General features: G+C 72.4%; 18 protein-coding genes. 12 read left to right on the forward strand and 6 right to left on the reverse strand.

The window, feature by feature from the left end; genetic code table 11:
• Window positions 1–65 precede the first annotated feature (65 nt).
• The 5 genes from AB0399_RS30255 to fxlM form a co-directional block, all read right to left on the reverse strand.
• The gene (locus AB0399_RS30255) at window positions 66–1034 is read right to left on the reverse strand and encodes a thiopeptide-type bacteriocin biosynthesis protein (protein WP_366413508.1); all 969 of its coding nucleotides are present in this window, start codon (window positions 1032–1034) and stop codon (window positions 66–68) included.
• The gene (locus AB0399_RS30260; RefSeq protein ID WP_366413509.1) at window positions 1031–2182 is read right to left on the reverse strand and encodes a lanthionine synthetase C family protein; all 1152 of its coding nucleotides are present in this window, start codon (window positions 2180–2182) and stop codon (window positions 1031–1033) included. The genes AB0399_RS30255 and AB0399_RS30260 overlap by 4 nt, the downstream gene beginning before the upstream one ends.
• Window positions 2179–5169, reverse strand: a complete 2991-nt coding sequence (locus AB0399_RS30265) for a lantibiotic dehydratase (RefSeq protein WP_366413510.1) — start codon at window positions 5167–5169, stop codon at window positions 2179–2181. The genes AB0399_RS30260 and AB0399_RS30265 overlap by 4 nt, the downstream gene beginning before the upstream one ends.
• A gap of 74 nt (window positions 5170–5243) precedes the next feature.
• Window positions 5244–5432, reverse strand: a complete 189-nt coding sequence (locus AB0399_RS30270; protein WP_366413511.1) for an FxLD family lanthipeptide — start codon at window positions 5430–5432, stop codon at window positions 5244–5246.
• 67 nt (window positions 5433–5499) lie between these two features.
• Window positions 5500–6729 (reverse strand): methyltransferase, FxLD system, encoded by a 1230-nt coding sequence (gene fxlM / locus AB0399_RS30275; protein WP_366413512.1) that lies wholly within the window; start codon window positions 6727–6729, stop codon window positions 5500–5502.
• Between the two features lie 293 nt (window positions 6730–7022).
• Between fxlM and AB0399_RS30280 the strand changes: the two genes are divergently transcribed.
• From AB0399_RS30280 to AB0399_RS30295, 4 genes are all read left to right on the forward strand, one after another.
• On the forward strand, window positions 7023–8090 hold the full coding sequence (locus tag AB0399_RS30280) for a hypothetical protein (protein ID WP_329361935.1): 1068 nt from the start codon (window positions 7023–7025) through the stop codon (window positions 8088–8090).
• A 65-nt stretch (window positions 8091–8155) separates the two neighbouring features.
• Window positions 8156–8752, forward strand: coding sequence for a YdcF family protein (locus tag AB0399_RS30285; RefSeq protein WP_366413522.1), 597 nt, complete (start codon window positions 8156–8158; stop codon window positions 8750–8752).
• 4 nt (window positions 8753–8756) lie between these two features.
• A complete protein-coding gene (locus AB0399_RS30290; protein WP_366413513.1) occupies window positions 8757–9488 on the forward strand; it encodes a WbqC family protein in 732 nt (243 codons plus the stop codon).
• 802 nt (window positions 9489–10290) lie between these two features.
• The gene (locus AB0399_RS30295; RefSeq protein WP_366413514.1) at window positions 10291–10602 is read left to right on the forward strand and encodes a hypothetical protein; all 312 of its coding nucleotides are present in this window, start codon (window positions 10291–10293) and stop codon (window positions 10600–10602) included.
• A gap of 28 nt (window positions 10603–10630) precedes the next feature.
• Here AB0399_RS30295 and AB0399_RS30300 read toward each other — a convergent pair whose 3' ends face one another.
• Window positions 10631–12946: a LuxR C-terminal-related transcriptional regulator gene (locus tag AB0399_RS30300; protein WP_366413515.1), complete on the reverse strand. Its 2316-nt coding sequence runs from the start codon at window positions 12944–12946 to the stop codon at window positions 10631–10633.
• Between the two features lie 748 nt (window positions 12947–13694).
• Here AB0399_RS30300 and AB0399_RS30305 point away from each other — a divergent pair.
• The 8 genes from AB0399_RS30305 to AB0399_RS30340 form a co-directional block, all read left to right on the forward strand.
• The gene (locus AB0399_RS30305) at window positions 13695–13901 is read left to right on the forward strand and encodes an MbtH family NRPS accessory protein (RefSeq protein WP_329361926.1); all 207 of its coding nucleotides are present in this window, start codon (window positions 13695–13697) and stop codon (window positions 13899–13901) included.
• 522 nt (window positions 13902–14423) lie between these two features.
• Window positions 14424–15647, forward strand: a complete 1224-nt coding sequence (gene dpgA, locus AB0399_RS30310; protein WP_366413516.1) for a 3,5-dihydroxyphenylacetyl-CoA synthase DpgA — start codon at window positions 14424–14426, stop codon at window positions 15645–15647.
• Between the two features lie 53 nt (window positions 15648–15700).
• Window positions 15701–16387, forward strand: coding sequence for an enoyl-CoA-hydratase DpgB (dpgB, locus tag AB0399_RS30315; protein ID WP_366413517.1), 687 nt, complete (start codon window positions 15701–15703; stop codon window positions 16385–16387).
• Window positions 16384–17706 carry a (3,5-dihydroxyphenyl)acetyl-CoA 1,2-dioxygenase DpgC gene (gene dpgC / locus AB0399_RS30320; protein ID WP_366413518.1) on the forward strand — a complete coding sequence of 441 codons (1323 nt, stop codon included), beginning with the start codon at window positions 16384–16386 and terminating at the stop codon, window positions 17704–17706. The genes dpgB and dpgC overlap by 4 nt, the downstream gene beginning before the upstream one ends.
• Window positions 17707–17837: 131 nt before the next feature.
• Window positions 17838–19379 (forward strand): enoyl-CoA hydratase/isomerase family protein, encoded by a 1542-nt coding sequence (locus AB0399_RS30325; RefSeq protein WP_366413519.1) that lies wholly within the window; start codon window positions 17838–17840, stop codon window positions 19377–19379.
• Window positions 19380–19527: 148 nt separating this feature from the next.
• Window positions 19528–20697 (forward strand): thiamine pyrophosphate-dependent dehydrogenase E1 component subunit alpha, encoded by a 1170-nt coding sequence (locus AB0399_RS30330; RefSeq protein WP_366413523.1) that lies wholly within the window; start codon window positions 19528–19530, stop codon window positions 20695–20697.
• Entirely contained in the window at window positions 20694–21719 is a 1026-nt protein-coding gene (locus tag AB0399_RS30335) for an alpha-ketoacid dehydrogenase subunit beta (RefSeq protein WP_329361917.1), read from the forward strand. The genes AB0399_RS30330 and AB0399_RS30335 overlap by 4 nt, the downstream gene beginning before the upstream one ends.
• On the forward strand, window positions 21719–22147 hold a 429-nt coding region (locus tag AB0399_RS30340; RefSeq protein WP_366413520.1), incomplete at its 3' end, for a biotin/lipoyl-containing protein. The genes AB0399_RS30335 and AB0399_RS30340, both read left to right, overlap by 1 nt.

A 22147-nucleotide genomic window follows, 5' to 3' on the forward strand; every position in this document is an offset into this window, starting at 1 on the left:
TGCCCGCCGTCGATGGGGTGGATTGCAACGGGGCAGGCAGGCGCAGACTCACTCACGCGGATCGGTCACGGCCCCAGGACTGCTTCGCGCGCGGCGCGGGACCAGATGGACTGCTGCCGGGTGGTGAAGCCCATGCGGTTCCAGTGGAAGAGGACATGGCGGGCGAGGACACCGCGGAGGCCGAGAGCCAGCTGGCCCTCGCCCGCAGCGTTCGCGAGGGCTGCGCCACTTCGTTGCAGAGCATCGAGCCAGGGCCGTATCGATGTGAGGGGGCCGTGGGTCAGTAGAGGGTCGGCGTCGGTGAGGAGAAGGCGGCGCAATGGTGCGCGCATGTTCTCGATGCCGTCCAGGGGCACGTTCGCCGTCAAGGGCCGGTGTTGTTCGACCTGTGCCCAGACGTCGCCTTGCTCGCCGAACTCCAGGCGGGCGGCGCGCATCAAGAGCGTCATGGCCAGGAGCGAGGTGGTCTTGGCGCCAGGCAGTCCCGGTTGTTCTTGGGCGGTGCGGTGTTCGTAGTCGAGGATGCCGGCGCTGTCGACGTGGAACAGGTCGTGGGCCAGCGCCATGCCGGCCGGGCCGCCGAAGGCGGTGGTCTCCGGCTCGTACGGTCCGTGGCGCCAGTTCTTGACCGCGCCTCGCGTGACGGCACGGTCGAGGGCTTTCGCGAGGTGGGTGGCGGCGTCCTCCGTTGCCGCGTCCGCGGCGGGGTGGACGCGGAGGCGCCACTGGGGGTGCTTCCGCAGGAACCACCAGCTGCTGACGGGTGCTGTGGTCAGGGCGGGGAGGAGGTGGACGTGGAAGGAGGCGGCAGCTGTGGGGTAGTGGGTGAACTGGATGTTCAGCTGGTGCCAGCCGCGGGGGTGGGTCTCCAGCGCTGCGCGGCCGGCGGCTCGGTAGCGCTCCAGGTTTTCCGCGAGGTGAGTGGTGGGGATGCCGGTATGGCGGGCGGCGTCCTCGATCGTTGTCCCGGCGAGGACGGCCAGGACAGCTTCTTCGGCCTGGTCGACGTCACGAGCGGCGGCTGACTCTGTCATGACAGCAGGAGGCAGGCGTCCCACTGCCCTTGGAGCGGGGCGGTCGAGCCGCCGGGTTCGGCGTCCTGGAAGGCCAGGGCGGCTCCCGTTCTCCCTTCGAGGAACCCGCTGTCCTCGGGTGGGCCTGCGGTGAGGAACCTGTTGGCGAGCAGGCCGGTTCGGGCGGTGAACGCGGCAGGGTTGGCGGAGTCCTCGGCGACACGCAGCACCGTGCGCAGGATGCCGCCGTATCCGTGGCACAGGCCTCGGTGGGCGATGCGGTCGAGCGTGGTGGGGTCGGTGATGCAGTGGAGCAGGGCGCGTTCGGCCATTCGCTTGCGGTCGTGGTCTTCGGTGACGATGGCGGCGAGTTGCTGGGCGCGGGCCAGGCCGGGTGTGCCGTAGCACCAGGAGGGCGCGGCGGGGTGGGCCGGTGCGGAGCCGTGCTCGTTGATCCAGCGGGGCCAGTGGGTGCCCTGGTGGTCGTGGGTCCGCATTTCGTCGAGCCAGCGGCAGATGCGCAGGATGGCGGTCTCGTGGTGGTCGACGGTGGTCCCGGCGCGCAGGGCGAGGGCCAGGAGCGCAAGCGGGCCGGTGATGCCGTGGGCGAGGCCGGCGTTGGCGTGGCCGCCGGGCATGGTGGCCTGGTTGGTGGTCGGGGCGTGGTGGACCCACCACCCCGGTATCGGTGTGCCGTGGGCGGTGATCGGTTCGGTGAGGCGGACGAGGTAGTCCAGGACGGCTTTCGTCTCCGGGCCGCTGGGTTGTCGTTGCAGGAGCAGGGCGCCGATTCCGGTGAGGCCGCGGAAGAGGTCGTACTCGGCGAAGGTGGTGGCGCGGCCGGCATTGATGCGGGCGTGTGCGTCGGTGAGACGCCGGCGGGTGTGGGCGGCCACGATGCCGTCGAGCGTGTGGAGCGCTCCGGCGTACCGTTCGGTCCCGCCTGCGGCCTGGTGGAGGACGAAGGTCATGGCGGGGGCGCCGAGGTAGAGGCCGGCGTCCGGGCCTTCGATCAGGGGGCCGAGGCCGGACAGGGCGCGGTGCACGTTCTCCCAGGTCTCGGTGCCGCGCCGGGCCCGTTCGATGCTGAGCAGGGTGGTTCCGAGGGGGCCGTGGGCGAGGGACTGCCGGACCGATAAAGCACTTTCGGTGAGAGGGGCTGTGGTCACCACGGGGCTCCTTTCAGGCGGACGGTCCAGGACAGGGCTGCCGCGCGGGCGGTGCGGCGGCAGGTGGCTTCGGCTGCGGGGTCGATACCCGCGGCGCGGTTGTGGTGCATGTGGAGGAGGGAGGGCAGCACGTCGGCCGGATCGGTTCCGGAAGCCTCAAGTGCCAAGCGGTACTGCGCAAGCGCGTGCTGTCGCGCTTCCCACGCGTCTGTCAAGCCCAGCTCGATGAGCCCGGAACGGGCGTCTCGGCCGATGAGTCGGACGGCGATGGCCTGGGTGTGCCGGGGTGGGGCCTGGCCGTCGGTGCGCGGCAGGTTCCTGATCATCCAGCCGAGGCCGGCTTGCCGGGAGCCGAGGAGGCTGGTGGCGATGTCCACGAACGAGGCTGCTGCGGCGGCCGGTTGGTGGTCAGCGGGGTCGAGCAGCATCTGTGCGCGAGCGGCGGCGGAGTCGGCTGCGAAGTACGCCTCGGCGGCGTCCAGCACGGCGCCGGTGCCGTAGCGGCCGGTCTCCGGTTGGTCGGTGTCCCAGGCGATGCGCTGGATCAGGCCCTCCTCAAGGAGCTCGGCTGCCCATGCCGCCACGCGCTGTGCTGCTGCGCCGAACCCTTCGGGGCCGGGAAGGAGCAGCCGCAGACGGACGTGCGGTTCGGGGTCTGCGTAGCGGACGAACCACGCGGCCGGCTCGGTATCCCAAGCCGCGAGCAGGCCGGGCAGGTGCGTGGTCAGCAGTTCCGGGACGCGGGCCGGGTTGCCGTAGAGCTTGAGGAAGGCGCGGCCAGATCCGCCGGGCAGGCGTACGGCCCCGCGCTCCACCATGCGGTCGGCACGAAGTGCGGGAGCCGGGGCGGGTGGCTGGTCGGAGGCGCAGGGTAGGACCACTTCGTGGGTGTGGCCGATCCAGCCGAAGGCGCTTTCGTCCGGTGCCTCGTGCAGGACGACGGCGCGGTGGCGGTTCAGTTCGTGCCGCAGGAGATGGCGGTGGGCGGCCAGGTCGAGGTCGAGCCGGAGGAGTTGGTCACTGGAGCCGACGTAGACGGTGCGCGGGACGCCGTACTGGACGCGCCAGTTGGTGAACCTGAGAATCCATTCCTTCCCGTCGCCGAGGTCTTCCGCGCGCAGCCGCCAGCACGCGGCGGACAGGATGGTCCGGCCGTAGCGGACCTCGGGCAGGAAGGGCAGGCGGGCCGCGGCACCCCAGGCGAAGGGGATGAGGATCGCGGCGTGCGAACGGTGCACCTCGCACAGGAACCGCACCAGGGGATGCGTGGCGTGGCTCAACTCGACGGCGTTCATCACCGACGGTTCGATGACGCGCCCCGTGGACAGGGACACCAGGTACAGGCGGCGAGCGTCCGCGACGACACCGAGGTCGTTCAAGTCGAGGGTGGCGGCGGGGTTGTGCTCCCCGAGGGCCAGCACCTCGGGAGCGACCACGGGGGCCCGGGCGACGTTGTACGTCTGCCGCTTCATCGGGGGAGCGGAGATCTGGGGCCGGACCGCGCCGGCGGTCAGCGTCGGCAGGGACTCGTACACCCTGGTGTGTCGGGTCAGTTCGTCGGGCGGCAGCATCGACAGGAACCGTCCGATGGTCGTGCCGGCGGCCGGCGACAGGCCCACGGTGGACAGTGCGAACCGGCCCTGGTCGACGTCGTCCAGGGAGCTGGCGCGTACGGTGAAGCACAGCTCGACGTGGGCGGGCAGCTGGGTCGGTTCGCCGGCGGACAGGGCCTGGATGTCCGCGTCGGTGAGCGTGACCTCGCGCCGGCCGGTGAGCGCCGCGTTCTGGGCGAGCGCGAGGAGGTGTTCGTCGCGCGGTGTCGTGGCGAGGACGGGCCGCGGCAGCACGCTGCCTCGGAAGCCGACAGGAAGACCGAGCCCGGTGTCCGGATTGGTGAGCTCCCGCAGCGGTACGACGGTGCCCACGCTGTACCGCTCCAGGAACCGCGCCCGGTAGTCCTTCCAGGCCAGTGAGCCGTTCGGATACGGCGTGATGCGCGCCATGGCCGTCAGCGCCCGCTCGGCCTCACGAGCGACCAGCTCCGGCAGCACGATCTCGGCATCGAGGCGGACGTTCACCGCCAGGGTGAGTTCCGCGGCCGGAGCGAGAGCCGTCATTGCCTCGGCGGCCTGTGCGCGCAGGGCAGGCTGGCTATCGGGGTCGGCTTCGTCGTGACTCTGGAGGGCGCGGTGGATCTGGCGCAGCCGCGTGACCGCAGGCAGGTCCTCTGCGGCCTGTTCGAGCTGGTGGATCAGGTGGCCGAGCCCGTCGCCCGTGGTCGTCGGCGGCTGGAGATCGGTCAGCAGAACACGGTGTCCGACCAGGCTGGTGACCATCGCGTCGATGGTGGCAGCGGGCGTGCTGGGGTAGCCCGCTCGGAGCTTGGCTGTGAGGTCGCGGACCCGGATCGGGGTGGCGGCCAACGTCAGCGCCTTCTCGGCGGCCGGGGTACGGCGCAGGCTGGTGCTGGTCGGGCCGTCGGTGCCCGGCTGGTAGGGGACCACGATGCGCGGGCGCGCGGTCCATGTCGGGTCCGCCATGACCGTCAGGTGCGGCAGCACGGCTCGGTCGCGCTCCAGCGCCGTCATGATCTCGTGCAGCCACCTGGCGTCGACCCCGGCGAACGCCCGGTGCTCTCTTCCCCAACGGGCTTGAGCGCTTTGCCCACACCGCACCGTGGTGACCCCGGCGAACAGGCCGAACGGGGTGGCGCGATGCTGCATCCGCAATAGGTAGCGGGCCAAGGAGCGCGCGGTGCTCTCGACGCGCGGTGGGTGGGCGGTGCCGTTGAGCGTTTTGCGGACGGCCCGCGCGAGCGTGGGCGCGGCATGTGTGACGGCCTCGGCCCGAAGTGCGTCCGCCCAGACCTCCCCCATCCATTCGCGCAGTCGCGCGCGATCGGTGAAGTCCTCGGGCCAGGAGGGCACCGGAGCCGCTGTCGGGATGACGGATGCTCTGATGACGCCGGCGTCGAGCGCGTGATACATCGTGCCTCCTTCCCTCTCGGGGTGCCCGGGGCCGAGCGGGCGGGTGCCGCTCGGCCCCGGGACAGGGGTAGGGATCAGCCGCCGATGCAGGTGCTGTTGGAACAGGCGGACTGGCAGGTGGAGGTGCAGTTGTCGCTCGTGTCATTCAGCAGCGAACCCAGAACGGGAGCCGCGCTGACGGTCTGGACGTCAAGGTCGAAGTCGGCGTCGCCTCGGTAGTCCGTCGCCGCCTTGAGGACGACGGACGCGTTCTGCTGTGCCATGACATGCCTCCCGAAGAAGTGGGCGGGGATGTGCCTTGTGCCGCCTGACCGTCGGCCCGGAAAGGGCTTACGGCCAGGTGATCGTGACCCGCGTGTGGCGCCGTTCGATGCGGCGGCCCGCGGGGAGTTGGTGATCCGGGGTGCCCGCCGGGTGGACCTCGATGCGGGCCTGGTCACCGCGGTGCTCGCGGTCCCAGGTCCGGATCTCGGAGACCAGCCGCTCGGCGAGGACGTGCCCGCGCGGGCCGTGCCCGATCGCCCCCAGCTCGTAGCGGTCCTCGACGTCCGTGGCCCGTACGGTCCGGTAGGCGAAGCTGCTCCCTTCCACAAGGGTCGGGATACCGAGCGGCGAGGCGGAGGCGACCAACCCGCGCTCGCGGGCGCCCGGCTCCGCCGCCATCAGCGGAAGGTTGTCCAAGGCAGTCGTCAACCAGAGGTCCAGGTGCTCGTTGGACTCCGTGCCGCCCAGGGTGACCCCCGACCACACCGTCGCCCGCGGTGTGAACAGCGATCTGGCGAGCGCTGCGGTGTCCGGCTCGGGGTGACCGTCGAGGCGCAGGGCGACCTGTTCGCCCTCCGTGTCGTGGAGGACGGCGAGCCGGACCCGGTTCTCGCCGGCGCCCTGCATCGGGACGAAGCCGCACAGTTCGAACCCGTCGCTGACCAGGTGGTCGCCGGCGCGGACGAAGGCGACGGTGCGGGTCATGCCGCGCATCCGCAGCGGGACGACGAGCCTGCCGCCCTCCTTGAGCTGGTGAATCCACGCGGGGGGAATGTCGGCGGCCTGCACCGTGACGACGATCCGGTCGAAGGGCCCGTGGCCGGGCGCGCCGTCCTCCGCGTCGGCGGTGAGGACGGTGACGTTCGGGTAGCCGGCCGCCGTGAGGAACGCCGATGCGCGGGCCGTCACGTCGGAGTCGATGTCCATGGTGAGCACCCGGCCGTCTTCCTCGACCATCTCCGCGAGGTAGGCGGCGTTGGGACCGCCGGACCCGATCTCCAGCACCGTCATCCCCGGCTCGATCCGGGCCTGCTCGATCTGTAGCGCCTGGACCCTCGGGGCCGACACCGAGCTGATGTCCACGCCCGTCGCGTCCGTTTTGGTCACGGCCGCGAACTCCGCGTCGTACGACTTCGCCCTATCGACGTCGGGAGTCGCCAAGTGCCGCGGTACGGACCGGAACGCGGCAACGACCCGGGAGTCCCGAGCGGTGCCGAGTCCGATGAGGCGCTGCACCATGGCATCGCGCAACTCCCTCTCGACGGCGTCGTCGGGTCCGCCGGTCGTATCGGTCATGCGGGTGGTTCCTTTGCTCGTATGGGTCGGCGCGCTCGGCTGGACGCAGTAGCCATGCCGGACAGGGCCGTTGAGGGCAGCGGTAGGCGGCCTCAGCCGTAGGAAGCGGTACGGGCGGTGCTCGGCGAAGGGGGCCACGCGTATGTCCTCCGGAGCGTGACGGATGGGCTGAACCCTTCGAGCCTGGCCCTCTTCCACCCTGTCGGGAATGAACGGCCGTTGCACCGTTGTGGCACTTCCGTGGCCCCTCGCACACCGTCCGTGATTCCATGACGGCACGAGGGAGGCGGTTTGTGACGAGCGTGAGACGTTGGACCGGCCGCGAGGCCGGCCTGCTGCGGCAGGCGCTGCGGATGAGTGTGCGGGGCTACGCAGCCCATCTCGGTGTCGGTATCCGCACCGTCTCCAAGTGGGAGAAGCTGGGCACGGGCACCTGCCCGTGGCCGGACACCCAGGCCATCCTCGATACGGCCCTCACCCGGGCTGATGCCGCCGCCCAAACCCGCTTCGAGCAACTCCTCGCCGGTCCCCGGCGACCACGGCCGAGCAGGACCCCCGTGTCCGCGGTCGACGACCATGAGACGTGGGCGGAGGACCTGGAGCGGATCGTGGTGTGCCTCGACCGCCAGGACTTCGACTTCGCCGCCACGCTCCTGGAACGCCGGCTCGGCCGCGCCCAGGTGCGTGACCTCGACGACCGCGGACTGTACCTGTACGGACGCTCGTTGACGCTCTCCGGCGATCTGCGCCGTCTGCAAGGGACCCTTCAGGACCTCTTGACCGCCAGGCGGCTCTACACCGACGCGCACGACCTGTTCACCGAACTCGGCATCCCCCGCCGGGCCGCGCAGCTCGAACTCTCCCTCGCCGTGGTCACGGAAATGAGCGGACGCCTCACCCCCGCGGCCACCCGCTACCAGCAGCTCACCGACGACGAACGGCTCGGCTCCGCCGACCGTGCCCGCGCCCTCCTGTGGATCGGCACCGCGCTGGCCAAGGACGGCCGCAACACGTTCGCCATCCAGGTCATGGGACAGGCAGCCGAGCGGTTCGTGGAACTGGACGAACCGGAGGACTGGGCGACCGCCCAGCAGAAGCTGGCACTGGCCCACCGCGGGGCCGGGGACCTGACCCGGGCCTTGGCCTACATCGACACCGCCCGCAGCAACGGCCGCTTCGAGTCCCCGCTTCAGCGCGTCCAGATCGATACCGCGCACGGCCACATCCTGCTCACCGACCGGGCCACCCGCAGCGCGGGGAACGACGTGCTCGACCGGGCCTCGGAGATCGCCCGCCAGTACGGACTGAATCACCAACTGCGAAGCATCAAGAGCGTGCGCAACAGCGGGGAGTACGTGTGACCGGCCAGGCCACGATCAGCGACGCAGACCGGGCCGACGCCCGAATCATCTGGGACTTCCACCAGATGGGCCACGAGCCGAGGCCCTGCTCTGCCGCGATCGCTCTCGGCAGCCTCGATCTCGGCGTGGCCACCACCACCGCCGGCCTCTACCACGGCGGTATGTTCCCGGCGGTGGTCTTCACCGGCGACACCAGCGTCGCCACCCAGGAGAGGTTTCCCCGAGGCGAGGCCACCCACTACCGGGAGCACGCGCTCTCCCTGGGGGTGCCGGACCAGGCGATCCTGCTGGAGCCCAAGGCCACCAACACCGGCCAGAACATCGCCTTCTCCCGCGAGGTGCTGGAGAACGCGGGTGTCGCCGTCACCACCCTGCTCCTGATCTCCATGCCATACATGCAGCGACGCGCCTACGCGACGTGCCGCAAGCTGTGGCCCGAGGTGGACCCGGTCTGTGTCTCGCAGCCGTTGTCGTACGACGAGTACGCCACGACGCACGACGACGAGAAGCAGTTCATCGACATGCTCATGGGTGACATGGAGCGGGTGATGGAGTACCCCAAGCGCGGCTTCGCGATCGAGCAGCACGTCCCGGAAGGGGTCCGCGATGCCTTCGACCGCCTCCGCGCCCGCGGCTACGACAGCTGGCTCCTCCCTTCCTGACCACGTGAGCCGCCAGAACACGCCACTGGCGCGTTCGTGTGCGATCCACCAGCCCAACCTGCTGCCCCGCCTGTCCACCCTGGCGAAGATCCACGCGGCCGACGTCTGGGTGGTCCTCGACGACGTCCAGTTCGCCCGCCGCGACTACCAGCACCGGGCCCGCCTCGCCGCACTCGCCGACCCCCAGCACCGCAAGTGGCTCTCCATCGAAACCCATCTCCCCGACGGGCGAGCGACGTTGATCCGCGATGCGCGACTCGCCGACCCGCACCGCACGGCCCGCCGCCTCGGCCAGCTACCCGCGCAGTTCTACCGCACCAGCCCCCACTGGCCGCGGCTCCGCAGCGCACTCGAACCTGTCCTCCGCTCCCTCACCGAGACCACCCCTACAGCGGCCGTCGCCGAGGCCACCACTCTCGCCCTGCTCAGTCTCCTCGGCTGGCGCGGCTCCGTCGTCCGCAGCAGTGACCTCTCCGCTTCCTCAGACCGATCGGCACGTTTGGCCGACCTGACCACCGCGGTCAGCGCCGACACCTACCTCTGCGGCACCGGCGGCCTGCGATACCTCGACCCTCGCCCGTTCGCCGAACAACACCTCAACGTCCGCGCGTTTCGGCCGCCGGCCGCCGACGGCCTGTGGACCGGCGCGGCGCAGATCTCCGCTCTCTGGGCACTCGCCGCCTACGGCCCAACCGACGTGCGAGCCGCGATCGAGCACCAGCGCGCAGCCCCCTGACCGTCGCACCCGCTTTTCCCCACATGTTCGCCGCGGCCGCGCCGACCTTCCCGCCCAGTGCCGCGCGGACTTTCATCCTGGCCGAGCGTGCCACCGCAGGCTGGAACGCCCCGCGCTGGCGGGACGGCCTACGGGGCAAGTGCCTAATTAGGCGCTACGCGGAACACCCCCGCGCTGGCGGGACGGACCCTTTCTGGCCTGCGGCTCAGCAAGAGGTCTGCAATCTCTTTGCGCGCACGCGCTCTCTGCGCGGTGGCCCGGGCGAACCGCCGCAGTGTGCGCTGCGTTTGCGCCGTGCGGCCGGTGGGATTCGGCCAATTCGACGTTCTATCGGAGAAGTTGGTTCGCTGGTGCGCCCGCGCACTCCTTGCAGAGAGTGCGGGGGCGGGCGATAGACGTGGTGCTTGTTCACGACAGCGGGTTGTCCGTGTCGGTAGCGAGGTGCTGCGTCAGTGGAGACAACGGCGAGGAGTGGGCGTGCCCCGCGGGTGGCCGGACTGCCCTGGTGGGAGGTGTAAGCCTGGCGCTGGGCATGGTGATGCTGGTTGCGTGCAGTCCTTCGGGCGGGTCCGGTGGGTCCGGGCCGCGGCCGACAGGTAGTGTGCCGGAGCACCCATCGATCCGGCCGAGCGCTGTGGCGACGTCCACCGGAAGCGCAGAGCGGGCAGCTCGATCGGCTGCCACCGCCGCGTACTTGGGGATGTGGCGGGATATGGCACAGGCAGCGACGGCTTCGGATTGGAAGTCCCCTCGGCTCGCCGACCACGCGTCAGGGGACGCGCTGTCCATGATCTCGCGGGGAATGTACGCGGATCACGTCAACGGGCTGGTGATGAAGGGGGCGCCCAAGAACGATCCGAAAGTGACCTCTGCCATTCCTTCGACGGCCCCCACCACGGTGCTGATCTCCGATTGCGGTGACTCGTCGCACTGGCTGAAATACCGGGCGGACAGCGGCAAGTTGGCCGACTCCGATCCCGGTGGGCGTCAGTCGATCACCGCCGAGGTGAAGCGGCAGTCCGATGGGACCGGGAAGGTCGACCGGAAAGGACCATGCCCAGCACCTATGCGCCGTCGTCCAACCGTGACGACGGCCGTTGTGTCGTGGCTGTAGGTACCCCCGAGGGGCCGCGGACGCCGCGTCACTGCTGGGCCTGGGCGGCCCATGCCGCGATGTGGGAGCGCGAGCGCAGGCCGAGGGTGCCGCGGATGTTGCGGACGTGGGTCTCCACCGTGCGCACCGACACGTGAATCCGCGACGCGATCTGACGGTTCGTCAATCCCTGTATCAGCAAGGCGGCCACGGCCCACTGGCGCGGGCTGAGCGGGCCGTGCCGGGCCTCGTCCCGCGCCGGGGGCGCCGCCGGTGCGTCGCCCAGCGCGTACGCCACCACCTCGTCCGGGCGGAGTGAACGGCCCAGGGCCAGCTCGCGGTCCGCCCGGGAGGTCAGGCCGTTGATGCCGGCGGCCCTGGCGGCCTCGACCCGCTGACGCCACCATGGGTGGGACCGCAGCCCGCAGGTGACCGACTCGGCCATCTCCTCGGCGGCCGAGATCAGGTGGAGCCCGCGCTCGAACTGGAAGCGCCGGACGGCCACCACGGCCAGCCCCTCGATCAGCCCGGCCGCGTCGCCGGGGCCCTTTGCCGGCGACCGCAGCGGCGCGGTGAAGTGCCGCTCCGCCGTCGAGAGGTCGTCACACTCGACGGCGAGTGCCCCCGCCACGTGCATGATGTCGCACTGCCACTCCGGCGGGACGGCGGGTACGGCGGGGAGCGCCCGGTCGATCAACCGGGCCGCCGAGGCGGGCTCGCCGCGGACCAGCTCGTGCCTGGCGAGGTGGCCCACGCACACCGCGAAGGTCGGCTCGTCCGCCAGTTGTTCGCCCGCGCGGACGCTCGCCGTGAGGTCTTCGAGGGCGCCGGAACGGTCGCCGGCGTGCTCCTTCAGCAGGCTGAGCCGGAGCAGCAGGCGGCACAGCAGGGGGCTCGGCGCGCTCGCGCGTTCCCGGTCGACCGCCTCCTGCATGGTGTGCAGCGCCTCGCGGTGCGCGCCCCGCCGAGCGGCCAGCATCGCCGCTGCCTCCAGGGCGATCGCCCGGTAGCGCGCCTCGGGCTTCGCGGCGCGCAAGGCGCCGTGGACGAGGCGGGTCGTATCCGTACCGGCCTCCGGGTCCGGGTCCGTTTCCAGGGTGACCAGCCCGCCCACCAGCAGCAGCCGGCGCTCGTCATCGTCGGCGGTCGGCCCTTCGAGGGCGTGCCGCAGGTTGGCGAGTTCGGCCCCCGCCGTGCGCACCGTCTCCCGGGAGGCGATCCCCGTTCGCCACAAAGGACTCACCAGGGCCGCCAGCCACCGGGTGAGTCCTTCGTACGCCTGCTCCTCCTCGTGCAGATCGCGGAGTTGCTGGTGGGCGTAACATCGGACCGGTTCCAGCATGTGGAACCTGCCGGCCCCCGCCTCCTCGCGACCCAGGCCGGCCGGGGACCGGATGACGGACTTCGATTCGAGCGCCGTCAACAGCCCGGGCACCGACGACGCCGGGACCTCGTCGGTGACCACGGCGACCGCGGCGTCCACGCCGAAGCCGCCCGGGAAGACCGAGAGCCGCCGGAACAGCAACTGCTCCATCGGCTTGAGCAGGTCGTAGCTCCAGGTGAGCGCCGCCCGCCAACTCCGGTGCCGGGTGGACGCCGTCCGCCACCCGCCGACCAGGAGGGAGAGCGGGTCGTCCAGCCGCTTCCGCAGCTCGGCCACCGAGAAGGTCCGGATCAGCTGTGCGGCGAGTTCGATGGGGAGCGGCAGGCCGCCCAGCCGCTCGCAGACCGCCCCGGTGTCCGCGGCGTTCTCCTGGGTGAGTGCGAAGTCCGGCACCACGGCGCGCGCCCGGTCGGCGAACAGCCGGACCGCGTCCGATCGCAGGTATTCGCCGGCCGAGGGCCTGCCGTCAGGGTCCGGCAGCGGCAGCCCGTTCACCGGGTAGACGGTCTCACCGGGTATCCGCAGCGCCTCGCGGCTGGTGGCGAGGATCTGGAGCCCCGGATACCGGGCCAGCAGCCGGCCCACCAGGAGCCCGCACTCGCCGATCACGTGCTCGCAGTTGTCGATCACCACCAGCCAGCCGGACAGCTTGACGCCAGGCCCCTTCGCCTCCGCGAAGAGCGTGTCGGCGTCGATACGGCCGTGCAGCGCGGCGAAGACGCGACTGGCCACGGACTCCGGTCCGGCGCACGCCCCGAGTTCGACCACCACGATCGCCTGGCGCCCGCCGCGCTGCTCCTTCCTGGCCACTTCGAGGGCCAGCCGGGTCTTCCCGGTGCCCGCGGTTCCGGTCAGCGTGAGCAGCCGGGTGCCCCGCAGCAGTCTGCTCGCCTCCACCATCTCGTCCACCCGGCCGACGAAGCTGCTCAGCGGGGTCAGCAGGTCACCGGACGTCTCCGTCGCCAGAGACTCGCTCTTCATACGCCGTCGATAGGCGCGCTGCCGGCACGCGTTCGAGCAGTACCGAGCGGACGTGCCTTCCGTTCTCAATCCTTTTTCCAGCGGGGTGCCACAGGAATTGCAGGAATGCGGCATGGAATTCGGATGAACCATGAAAAAAACTCCACGACACTAATGGGGGGAAGTCTCGCGCGGTGGACATGGCGGATCTCATGGATGGTGACGAGGTGTCAGACGCTGTGATCGTAGGGCCCGTTGACCGGGGTTTCAAGGCTTCATCTTTCGTCATATTATGACAGCGTTCCGGCTTGTCGGGAGGTCAGGCGGGTATACGCTCGCGGGTTTCCGTCCGCGTGCGGGGCTGAACACACCGCCGAGTGAGGCTGATTTCGGTCATCCGGAAAAGAGGATGGCGGATAAACTCCGGTCGGTCGCGCGGCCGGTGAGGACCGTACGCCGCCGGTCCGGGTGGCACGCGGCGCAGGTCACGAGGTGGGCGCATCGCCTTCCCGCCGTCCGTACGGGTCCGGGGCCGGCGCCAGGGGACCTGCGCCGGCCGCCGCGCACTTCCTGTTGCCGCCTCTGAGCGATTTCTCCGGTGGGAAATGACGCACATTCTTCATTTGAATCACGAGTCTGCGCGGATTTCATGGGTGAGGTTGCCGACGCGGGCTTCGGCGGTCGGTGGTACGGGCCCCGGCGGCGGGAACCGGCGTAACTGCGGGCATCACCGATACCCGAAGTGTTCGATGTCTGGAACCTTCGGGGCATGAACCCCTTTGACGAACCGGACGGCGAGTTCCTGGTGCTGGTCAACGACGAAGGACAGCACTCCCTCTGGCCCGCGTCCTTCGACGTGCCCGACGGCTGGCGCGTGGGCCTCGACCGGGCCGGCCGCACCCGTGCCCTTGCCCACATCGAGGAGAACTGGACGGACATGCGGCCCAAGAGCCTGGTCGAGGCCATGGACGGGTGAGTTGCGGCTCCCGTCGCGCGCGCCCGCTCGACCGGGCACCGATCCCAGGCGGTGCACCGATCGAGAAGTGCCGCGCGGCGGGTCACCCGGCCGGCACGCGCGCCCCGGTGCCAGGGCGCTCTCCGCGTCGCGAGCCGGCCGGCCGGTCGGTCGGTGGCGGTCCGCCAAGCCGTCGGCCACCAAGCCGGGGCGGGGGCCCTTCCGCCCCGGCGCACCCGGCGCACCCGGCATGCCCGGCGCACCCCGCACGTCCGGCGCACCCGGCACGTCCGGAGCGCCCGGCGCACCCGGCACCTCCGCGAGCGGTTCGGTCCGCGCCCGCGGGCCCACCCCGCCGCCCGGTCCGCAGGAGCCGGGCGGGGAAAGCGGGTTACGCAACCGTGCGGACTGCGCCGATGAGGCCCGCGGACCACTCGGCGTACTCCGGCGACGTGCGCCGAGTCCCGGAGACCGGTCGGACGGCCCCGTGGTGCCACGTCCACGGGGCCCTTCCGCCGGTCCCGACTGGAGGTTGATCAGCCCATGAACACGCTGAGTGCCGCGACCGCCGAGACGGGGGCCGCCCGCGTCCCCCGACCGGGCGGCACCCCCCTTCCCCGCCGTGCCGGACCGACCTTTCTCGGCGTGGGCACCGCGGTCCCGACCCGTTCCTACACGCAGGAGGAAGTCCTCGACTTCTTCGGGATCACCGACGCACGCGTCCGCTCGGTCTTCGCCAACAGCGCGATCGACCGCCGCTGCCTCACCCTCCCGCCCCGTGACCGGCTGGGGCGCCCGCACGTCGAGACCCAGGGCGAACTGCTGCGCAAGCACGCCGCCCAGGGGATCGCCATGGGCGCCGACGCGCTGCGCCGCTGCCTGACGGCCGCGGGGCTGTCGCAGGACGACGTCGGCTACCTGTGCTGCGTGTCGAGCACCGGCCTGCTGACGCCGGGACTCAGCGCCCTGCTGATGAAGGAGCTCGGTCTCGCCGTCGACACCGGCCGGCTCGACGTCGTGGGCATGGGCTGCAACGCCGGCCTCAACGCGCTGAACGCCGTGGCCGGTTGGAGCAGCGCGAACCCCGGACGGGTGGCCGTCATGGTGTGCGTGGAGGTCTGCTCGGCCGCCTATGTCATCGACGGCACGATGCGCACGTCCGTGGTCAACAGCCTCTTCGGCGACGGCGCGGCGGCCGTCGCGCTCAGCACCGGCCCGGCGGACGCCACAGGACCGCGACCGGGACCGGGACCGGGACCGCGACCGGGACCGGCACCGCGACCAGGACCCCGGCCAGGACCGCGACCCCGGCCGGGACTCCGGCCAGGACCCGAAATCCTCAAGTTCGCCAGCCACCTCATCCCCGAGGCGTGCCCGGCGATGCGTTACGACTGGGACGACACCGCGGGGAAGTTCAGCTTCTTCCTCGACCGGGACGTGCCCTACGTCGTCGGGGCGCACGCCGAGACCGCGGTCGACCGGCTGCTGGCCGGCACCGGTCTGCGGCGCAGCGACCTCGCGCACTGGGTGGTGCACTCGGGCGGCAAGAAGGTCATCGACTCCGTGCGGGTCAACCTCGGCCTGTCCCGGCACGACCTGCGCCACACGACCGGTGTCCTGCGGGACTTCGGCAACGTGTCCAGCGGGTCGTTCCTCTTCTCGTACGACCGCCTGGTGCGTGAGGGCGTGCCCCGGCCCGGCGATCACGGCGTGCTCATGACGATGGGCCCGGGTTCGACCATCGAGACCGCCCTCGTCCGCTTCTGAGCCGGCGCCCCGCACCGACGCCCGGTACCGACCCCGCAGGAGGAGTCCGCAGTATGCACGCCACCATTTCGCAGACGGTCGTGGAAGCCGACATCGACGTGGCCCGCCCCCTGACACCCGGCCTCGTGGCGGAACTCGCCGACGCCTGCGACCGGGTGGAGGACGCCGGGGGCGGCCGGGTCCTGGTGGTGCGGCTGACCGGGTCGAAGGACGCGCCCGCCGCATGGCCGGGACCGGCGCAGGTGCACCTGGTCGGCAAGTGGGAGAACGCGCTGCGCAGACTGGAACGGCTCGACGCGCTGACCGTCGGGATCGTCGCGGGCCGGTGCAACCAGGCCTGCCTGGAGGTCCTGCTGGCCACCGATCACCGCGTCGCGGGACCCGGTACGACGCTGGACGCGGGCACCAGGACCGACGGCATGTGGCCGGGGACCGCCCTGTACCGGCTGGTGCAGCAGGTGGGCCTGGCGACGGCCCGTCGGCTCGTGCTGTTCCCGGGCGAGACCGGCGTACCGGCCCTGCACGCCGCCGGAGTGCTCGACGAGGTGACCCAGGACGCCGGCGCCGCGCTGGCCGCCGTCCTGAAGCGGGCCGCCGACTCCGCCGGGACCGAGCCGGCCCTGCGCCGCCGGCTCCTGCTCGACGCCGGCACGGTCTCCTTCGAGGAGGCGCTGGGAAGCCATCTGGCCGCCTGCGACCGGGCCCTGCGCCGTACCGACCTGACGGAGGACGGCAAGTGACCGCGGCCACCGCCGCCGAGGACCGGCAGCCCCCGGCCGCCCCCGTGCCGCTCACCGGCGTCTTCGACACCGACCGTGAACGCGCCACCGCCCGCCTGCGGAACGCGACCGGGCAACTGGCGGCGATGCCCCCGCGGGCGCGAAGGAGCCTGGCGGACACCACCCGGGCGCAGCACCTCCACGACGCGGCACGCCAACTGCGGACCGCCTTCCTGGAGCTGCACGCCGAGCGGGTGTACGACACGCTGACCGCCGGCCGGACGGCACACCTGCGCCTGGCGGAAGTGGCCCACGCGGCCGGCCGGGACTTCCCCGGCCTGGCGCCCTCCGCGCGGCAGATGACCGAGGAGGCGGCGCGCCCCCAGTCCGAGAAGGAGGGGTGGGAGATCGACCAGGGAATCCTCTTCCGCGCCCTGCTGCGCGCTCCCGGCCCGGGCGCCCACCTCATGGAGTCGATGCTGCGCCCGACCCCCCGCGCGCTGGAGCTGCTGCCCGGCTTTCGGGACACCGGCGAGGTGGTCCTCAAGGCGGCGCGGCTCGAACGCCGGTGCGGCGCGGGCTTCGTGACCCTCACCAACACGCACTGCCTCAACGCGGAGGACAACCAGCACGTCGCCGACCTGGAGACCCTGGTCGACCTCGTCCTGCTCGACCCCCAGGTGCGCGTCGGCGTGCTCAGGGGCGGCGTCATGACCCATCCCCGGTACGCCGGCCGGCGGGTCTTCAGCGCGGGCATCAACCTCAAGGAGCTGCGCGCGGGCGCCATCTCCTTCGTGGACTTCCTGCTCGGCCGCGAGCTGGGCTACCTCAGCAAGATGATGCGCGGACTCGTGCGGGCGGACCGGCCCTGGCCGGGCACGGACGCGCAGAAGCCCTGGCTCGGCGTGGTGGACGGGTTCGCCATCGGCGGAGGCGCCCAGATCCTGCTCGCCTGCGACCGGGTACTGGCCGCGAGCGACGCCTACTTCAGCCTCCCCGCCGCCCAGGAGGGCATCGTGCCGGGCGTGGCCAACCTGCGGCTGACCCGGTTCCTCGGCGCCCGCCAGGCCCGCCAGGTCGTCCTGTGGGGCCGCCGGATCGAGGCGGGCGAGCCGGCCGCGCGCCTGGTCTTCGACGAGGTCGCGGCCCCGGACGCGCTCGATGCCGCGGTCGCCGGATCGGTGGACCGGCTGGCCAACCCGGCCGTGGCGGCCAACCGGGCCATGCTGAACATGGCGGATGAGCCCGCCGAGCAACTGCGCGCCTACCTCGCCGAGTTCGCGCTCCAGCAGGCGTTACGCGCCTACAGCCCCGACGTCCTCGCCAAACTGCACCGGTGACCGGTCCGGCGCGCCCGGGGGCACCGCGTCCCCGAGCCGGGCCGCCACCGGTTCCCCGGCGGCCCCGCGCGCACGTAACGGCGGCGATCGCGGATGGTCCGGGGCGTGCGACCGGACCGAGAGTGGGCCGTATGGAACTTGCGGATTCGGACGCCACGTCGGTGACGGTGCCACAGGGGGTCAAGCCGTCCACATCCTGGCTCTCGGCCGGAGGGGACGCCGAGGTCCCGGCCTCGCGCGAGGCGGGGCATCCCGCCCGGACGGACGGCGGGATCGCGGACGGCGGGTTCGCGGACGGCGGGTTCGCGGACGGCGGGTTCGCGGACGGAGGAATCGCGGACGGCCGTGAACTTCCCACGCTGAGCGGCGCGTTCGGCACGGACCGGCAGCGGGTGTCCCGTTGCCTGGTGGAGCTCGTACGGGCGGTGGACGCGCTGCCGCCGAAGGCGAAGCGCTCGCAGGACCCGCGGCGGCGCGCCGACGGCCTGCACCAGCGGGCCCGCCTGCTGCGCCGGAGGTTCCTGGACCGCCATGCCGAGCGGCTCTACGAGGAGCTGACCGACGGACTCACCCGGTCGCTGCGGGTGGAGGAGATCGCCGTTCTCGCCGCCGAGCGCTGTCCTGGCCTGGTGCCGGGGCCCGAGCGCCTGGCGGCGGAGGCGCGGCTGCCGCAGTGGGAGAAGGAGGGGTGGGAGATCGACCAGGGCCTCCTGTTCCAGGCCCTGTTCGGCTCGGCTGTCGCGGGGCCGCACCTGTTGCGCGCGATGCTGCGGCCGACCCGGCGGTCACTGGCGGCGCTGCCCGGGTTCCGCGCCACCGGTCGCGCGGACCTGGGGACCGTCTCGGTGACCCGCAGGGAGGGCATCGCCCAGGTGGAGGTCTGCAACGACGCCTACCTGAACGCGGAGGACGACGCCCTCGTCGAAGCCCTGGAGACGGCGACGGACCTGGTGCTGCTCGACGACGGCAGCCGGGTGGGCGTCCTGCGCGGAGGGGTGATGACGCACCCCGCCCACCGGGGCCGGCGGGTGTTCAGCGCGGGCATCAACCTGACCCACCTGTTCCAGGGCAGGATCTCCCTGGTGGGCTTCATGCTGCGGCGCGAGGTCGGCTACCTCGCCAAGTTCGTGCACGGGCTGCACCACGGGGAGGACGGTCCGGGCGGGCTGCCCGCGCGCGTGGTCAAACCGTGGGTGGGCGCGGTGGATTCGTTCGCGATCGGCGGCGGCACGCAGATCCTGCTGGCGCTGGACCGGGTGGTGACCGCCGAGGACGCGTGGTTCAGCCTGCCCGCGATGGACGAGGGGCTGGTGCCCGGGGCCGCGAACCTGCGGCTGGTGCCCGCGACGGGGAGCCGGCTGAGCCGGCAGATGATCTTCTGGGGCCGGCGGCTGCGGGCCGGCGATCCGGCGGCGTCCTGGCTGTGCGACCAGGTCGTGCCGGCGGGGGAGTTGGACGCGGCGGTGGAGCGCGCGGCGGCGCACCTGGACAACCCGGCGGTCGCGGCGAACAAGCGGATGCTGGCGATCGGTGAGGAGCCGGAGGACGTCTTCCGCCGGTACATGGCCGCGTACGCGATCGAGCAGGCCGTCCGCATGTACAGCCCCGACCTCATCGCCAACCTGGAACGCACCTGGGTCAACCGGTCGCGCCGACACGCGGCCGGGGCCTGAGGTGCGCCGGGGTGGAGGCGCAGCCGTGAGCCGGGGTGGAGGCGCGCCGGTGAAGAACAGCGGGACCCCGTCGGGCAGGACCCCGTCGCCGGAAGGTCCCGCCCCTGCCGGTCCCGCCCCGGCCGGTCCCGAGCTGACCGGTCCCGAGCTGACCGGCCGGCCGGTACCGCCCTACCGGCGGGAGTGCCCCGCCGCGGCGGCACTGCTCCCCGACGAGCGGCCGTTTCGCGTCTTCGGCACGCCGGCCGAGGCCGCGGCCGATCCCGCGCTGCTGTTGCGGCTGTACGGCGGGCTGGTCCGGGGCCGCAGGTTCAACACGCAGGCCACGGCGCTGACCCGGCAGGGCCGGCTGGCGGTGTATCCGTCGAGCACCGGTCAGGAGGCGTGCCAGGTGGCGGCGGCGGCCGTCCTGGCCGAGCGCGACTGGCTGTTCCCCAGCTACCGCGACTCGCTGGCCGTGGTCGCGCGCGGCGTGGACCCGGTGGAGGCCCTGACGCTGCTGCGCGGTGACCGGCACACGGGTTACGACCCGTACCGGCACCGTGTCGCGCCGCTGTGCACTCCGCTCGCGACGCAGTTGCCGCACGCCGTGGGTCTCGCGCACGCCGCCCGTCTCAAGGGCGACGACGTGGTGGCGCTCGCCCTCGTCGGCGACGGCGGCACCAGCGAGGGCGACTTCCACGAGGCCCTGAACTTCGCGGCCGTGTGGCGGGCGCCCGTGGTCTTCCTCGTCCAGAACAACGGCTTCGCGATCTCCGTACCGCTGGCGAAGCAGAGCGCCGCTCCGACGCTGGCACACAAGGCCGTCGGGTACGGCATGCCGGGCCGGCTGGTCGACGGCAACGACGTGGCGGCCGTGCACATGGTCCTCGCCGAGGCGGTGGAGCGGGCGCGCGGCGGCGGGGGCCCGACGCTCGTCGAGGCCGTCACGTACCGCGTGGAGGCGCACACGAACGCGGACGACCCGGCGCGGTACCGAGCGGACGACGAGGTGGCCGCGTGGCGCGCGTACGACCCGGTGGACCTGCTGGCGGGCGTGCTACGGGGCCGGGGCCTGCTGGACGACGCGGTGGCGGCTCGTGCCGCGGGAGAGGCGGAGGAGATGGCGGCGCGCCTGCGGGAGCGGATGAACGCGGACCCGGTGCTCGACCCGATGGACCTGTTCGGGCAGGTGTACGCGCGGCGGACCGGCCAGTTGGAGGAGCAGGCGCGGGGGCTGCGGGCGGAACTGGACGCGGCGGCGGAAGCGGCGGAAGCGGCGGAGACGGACGCGGTGGCGGAAGCGGCCGGCGTGCCGGGGCGGGGCGGCGCCCGATGACCGCGCTCGCCGAGCAGCCGGCCGCGCTCGCGGCCCGACCGGCCACGATGGCCCAGGCGTTGCGGCGCGCCCTGCGCGACGCGATGGCCGAGGACTCCTCGGTCCACGTGTTCGGTGAGGACGTCGGCACGCTCGGCGGCGTCTTCCGGATCACGGACGGCCTGGCGCAGGAGTTCGGCGACGACCGGTGCACGGACACGCCGCTCGCCGAGGCCGGCATCCTCGGCACGGCGGTCGGCATGGCCATGTACGGGCTGCGGCCGGTGGTGGAGATGCAGTTCGACGCCTTCGCCTACCCGTCGTTCGAGCAACTGGCGAGCCATGCCGCGAAGATGCGCAACCGTACCGGCGGCGCGATGCGGATGCCGCTGACCGTACGCATCCCCTACGGCGGCGGGATCGGCGGCGTCGAGCACCACAGCGACTCGTCGGAGGTCTACTACATGGCCACGCCGGGCCTGCACGTCGTCACCCCGGCGACCGTGGAGGACGCCTACGGGCTGCTGCGGGCCGCCATCGCCTCCGACGACCCGGTGGTGTTCCTGGAGCCGAAGCGGCTCTACTGGTCGAAGGCGCCGTGGTCGCCGGAGGCGCCGGCGGCCGTGGGACCGATCGGCCGGGCCGCGGTGCGGTGTTCGGGTTCCAGCGCCACGCTGATCACGTACGGGCCGAGCGTGCCGGTGTGCCTGGAGGCGGCGGAGGCGGCGCGCGCCGAGGGCTGGGACCTGGAGGTGGTGGACCTCAGGTCGCTGGTGCCCTTCGACGACGAGACGGTGGCGCGGTCGGTGCGGCGCACCGGGCGCGCGGTGGTGGTGCACGAGGCGGCGGGTTTCGCCGGTCCCGGCGGGGAGATCGCCGCGCGGGTGAGCGAGCGGTGCTTCCACCATCTGGAGGCGCCGGTGCTGCGGGTGACGGGGTTCGACATCCCGTATCCGCCGCCGATGCTGGAGCGGCACCATCTGCCCGGCGTGGACCGGGTGCTGGACGCGGTCGCCCGGCTCCAGTGGGAGGTGGAGCGCTGATGGCCCCCCGGGTGCGTGAGGTCCGGCTGCCCGATCTCGGCGAGGGGCTGACCGGGGCGGAGGTCGTGGGCTGGCTGGTGGCGGTCGGCGACGTCGTCGTGGTGGACCAGCCGGTGGTGGAGGTGGAGACGGCGAAGTCGCGGGTGGAGGTGCCCTGTCCGTACGGCGGGGTGGTGACGGCGTGCTTCGGTGAGGAGGGCAGCGAACTGCCGGTCGGGGCGCCGTTGCTGACGGTCGCCGTGGACGGGGAGAGCGCGGCGCCGGTGCCTGGCGAGGTGCCGCCGGCCGGGACCGCGCCCGGCCTGTCCGGCTCCCCGGGCCCCGGGGCGGGCGCGAGCGGCTCGGGCAGCGTGCTGGTCGGATACGGTACGGCGGCGCCCTCCGCGCGCCGCCGCCGGGTGGTGGCCGGCGGCCCACGGGCCCACGGC

It is taken from the genome of Streptomyces sp. NPDC088194 (assembly GCF_040702025.1).
Lineage (GTDB): Bacteria > Actinomycetota > Actinomycetes > Streptomycetales > Streptomycetaceae > Actinacidiphila.

What these genes read in the sequence shown, in the direction of transcription:
- AB0399_RS30265 (WP_366413510.1), bottom strand. Translation starts at nt 5,169, where the DNA reads ATGTATCACGCGCTCGACGCCGGCGTCATCAGAGCATCCGTCATCCCG.
- fxlM (WP_366413512.1), bottom strand. Translation starts at nt 6,729, where the DNA reads ATGACCGATACGACCGGCGGACCCGACGACGCCGTCGAGAGGGAGTTG.
- AB0399_RS30335 (WP_329361917.1), top strand. Translation starts at nt 20,694, where the DNA reads ATGACCGCGCTCGCCGAGCAGCCGGCCGCGCTCGCGGCCCGACCGGCC.
- AB0399_RS30300 (WP_366413515.1), bottom strand. Translation starts at nt 12,946, where the DNA reads ATGAAGAGCGAGTCTCTGGCGACGGAGACGTCCGGTGACCTGCTGACC.
- AB0399_RS30255 (WP_366413508.1), bottom strand. Translation starts at nt 1,034, where the DNA reads ATGACAGAGTCAGCCGCCGCTCGTGACGTCGACCAGGCCGAAGAAGCT.
- AB0399_RS30285 (WP_366413522.1), top strand. Translation starts at nt 8,156, where the DNA reads ATGGGCCACGAGCCGAGGCCCTGCTCTGCCGCGATCGCTCTCGGCAGC.
- AB0399_RS30305 (WP_329361926.1), top strand. Translation starts at nt 13,695, where the DNA reads ATGAACCCCTTTGACGAACCGGACGGCGAGTTCCTGGTGCTGGTCAAC.
- AB0399_RS30325 (WP_366413519.1), top strand. Translation starts at nt 17,838, where the DNA reads ATGGAACTTGCGGATTCGGACGCCACGTCGGTGACGGTGCCACAGGGG.
- dpgA (WP_366413516.1), top strand. Translation starts at nt 14,424, where the DNA reads ATGAACACGCTGAGTGCCGCGACCGCCGAGACGGGGGCCGCCCGCGTC.
- AB0399_RS30295 (WP_366413514.1), top strand. Translation starts at nt 10,291, where the DNA reads ATGTACGCGGATCACGTCAACGGGCTGGTGATGAAGGGGGCGCCCAAG.
- dpgB (WP_366413517.1), top strand. Translation starts at nt 15,701, where the DNA reads ATGCACGCCACCATTTCGCAGACGGTCGTGGAAGCCGACATCGACGTG.
- AB0399_RS30270 (WP_366413511.1), bottom strand. Translation starts at nt 5,432, where the DNA reads ATGGCACAGCAGAACGCGTCCGTCGTCCTCAAGGCGGCGACGGACTAC.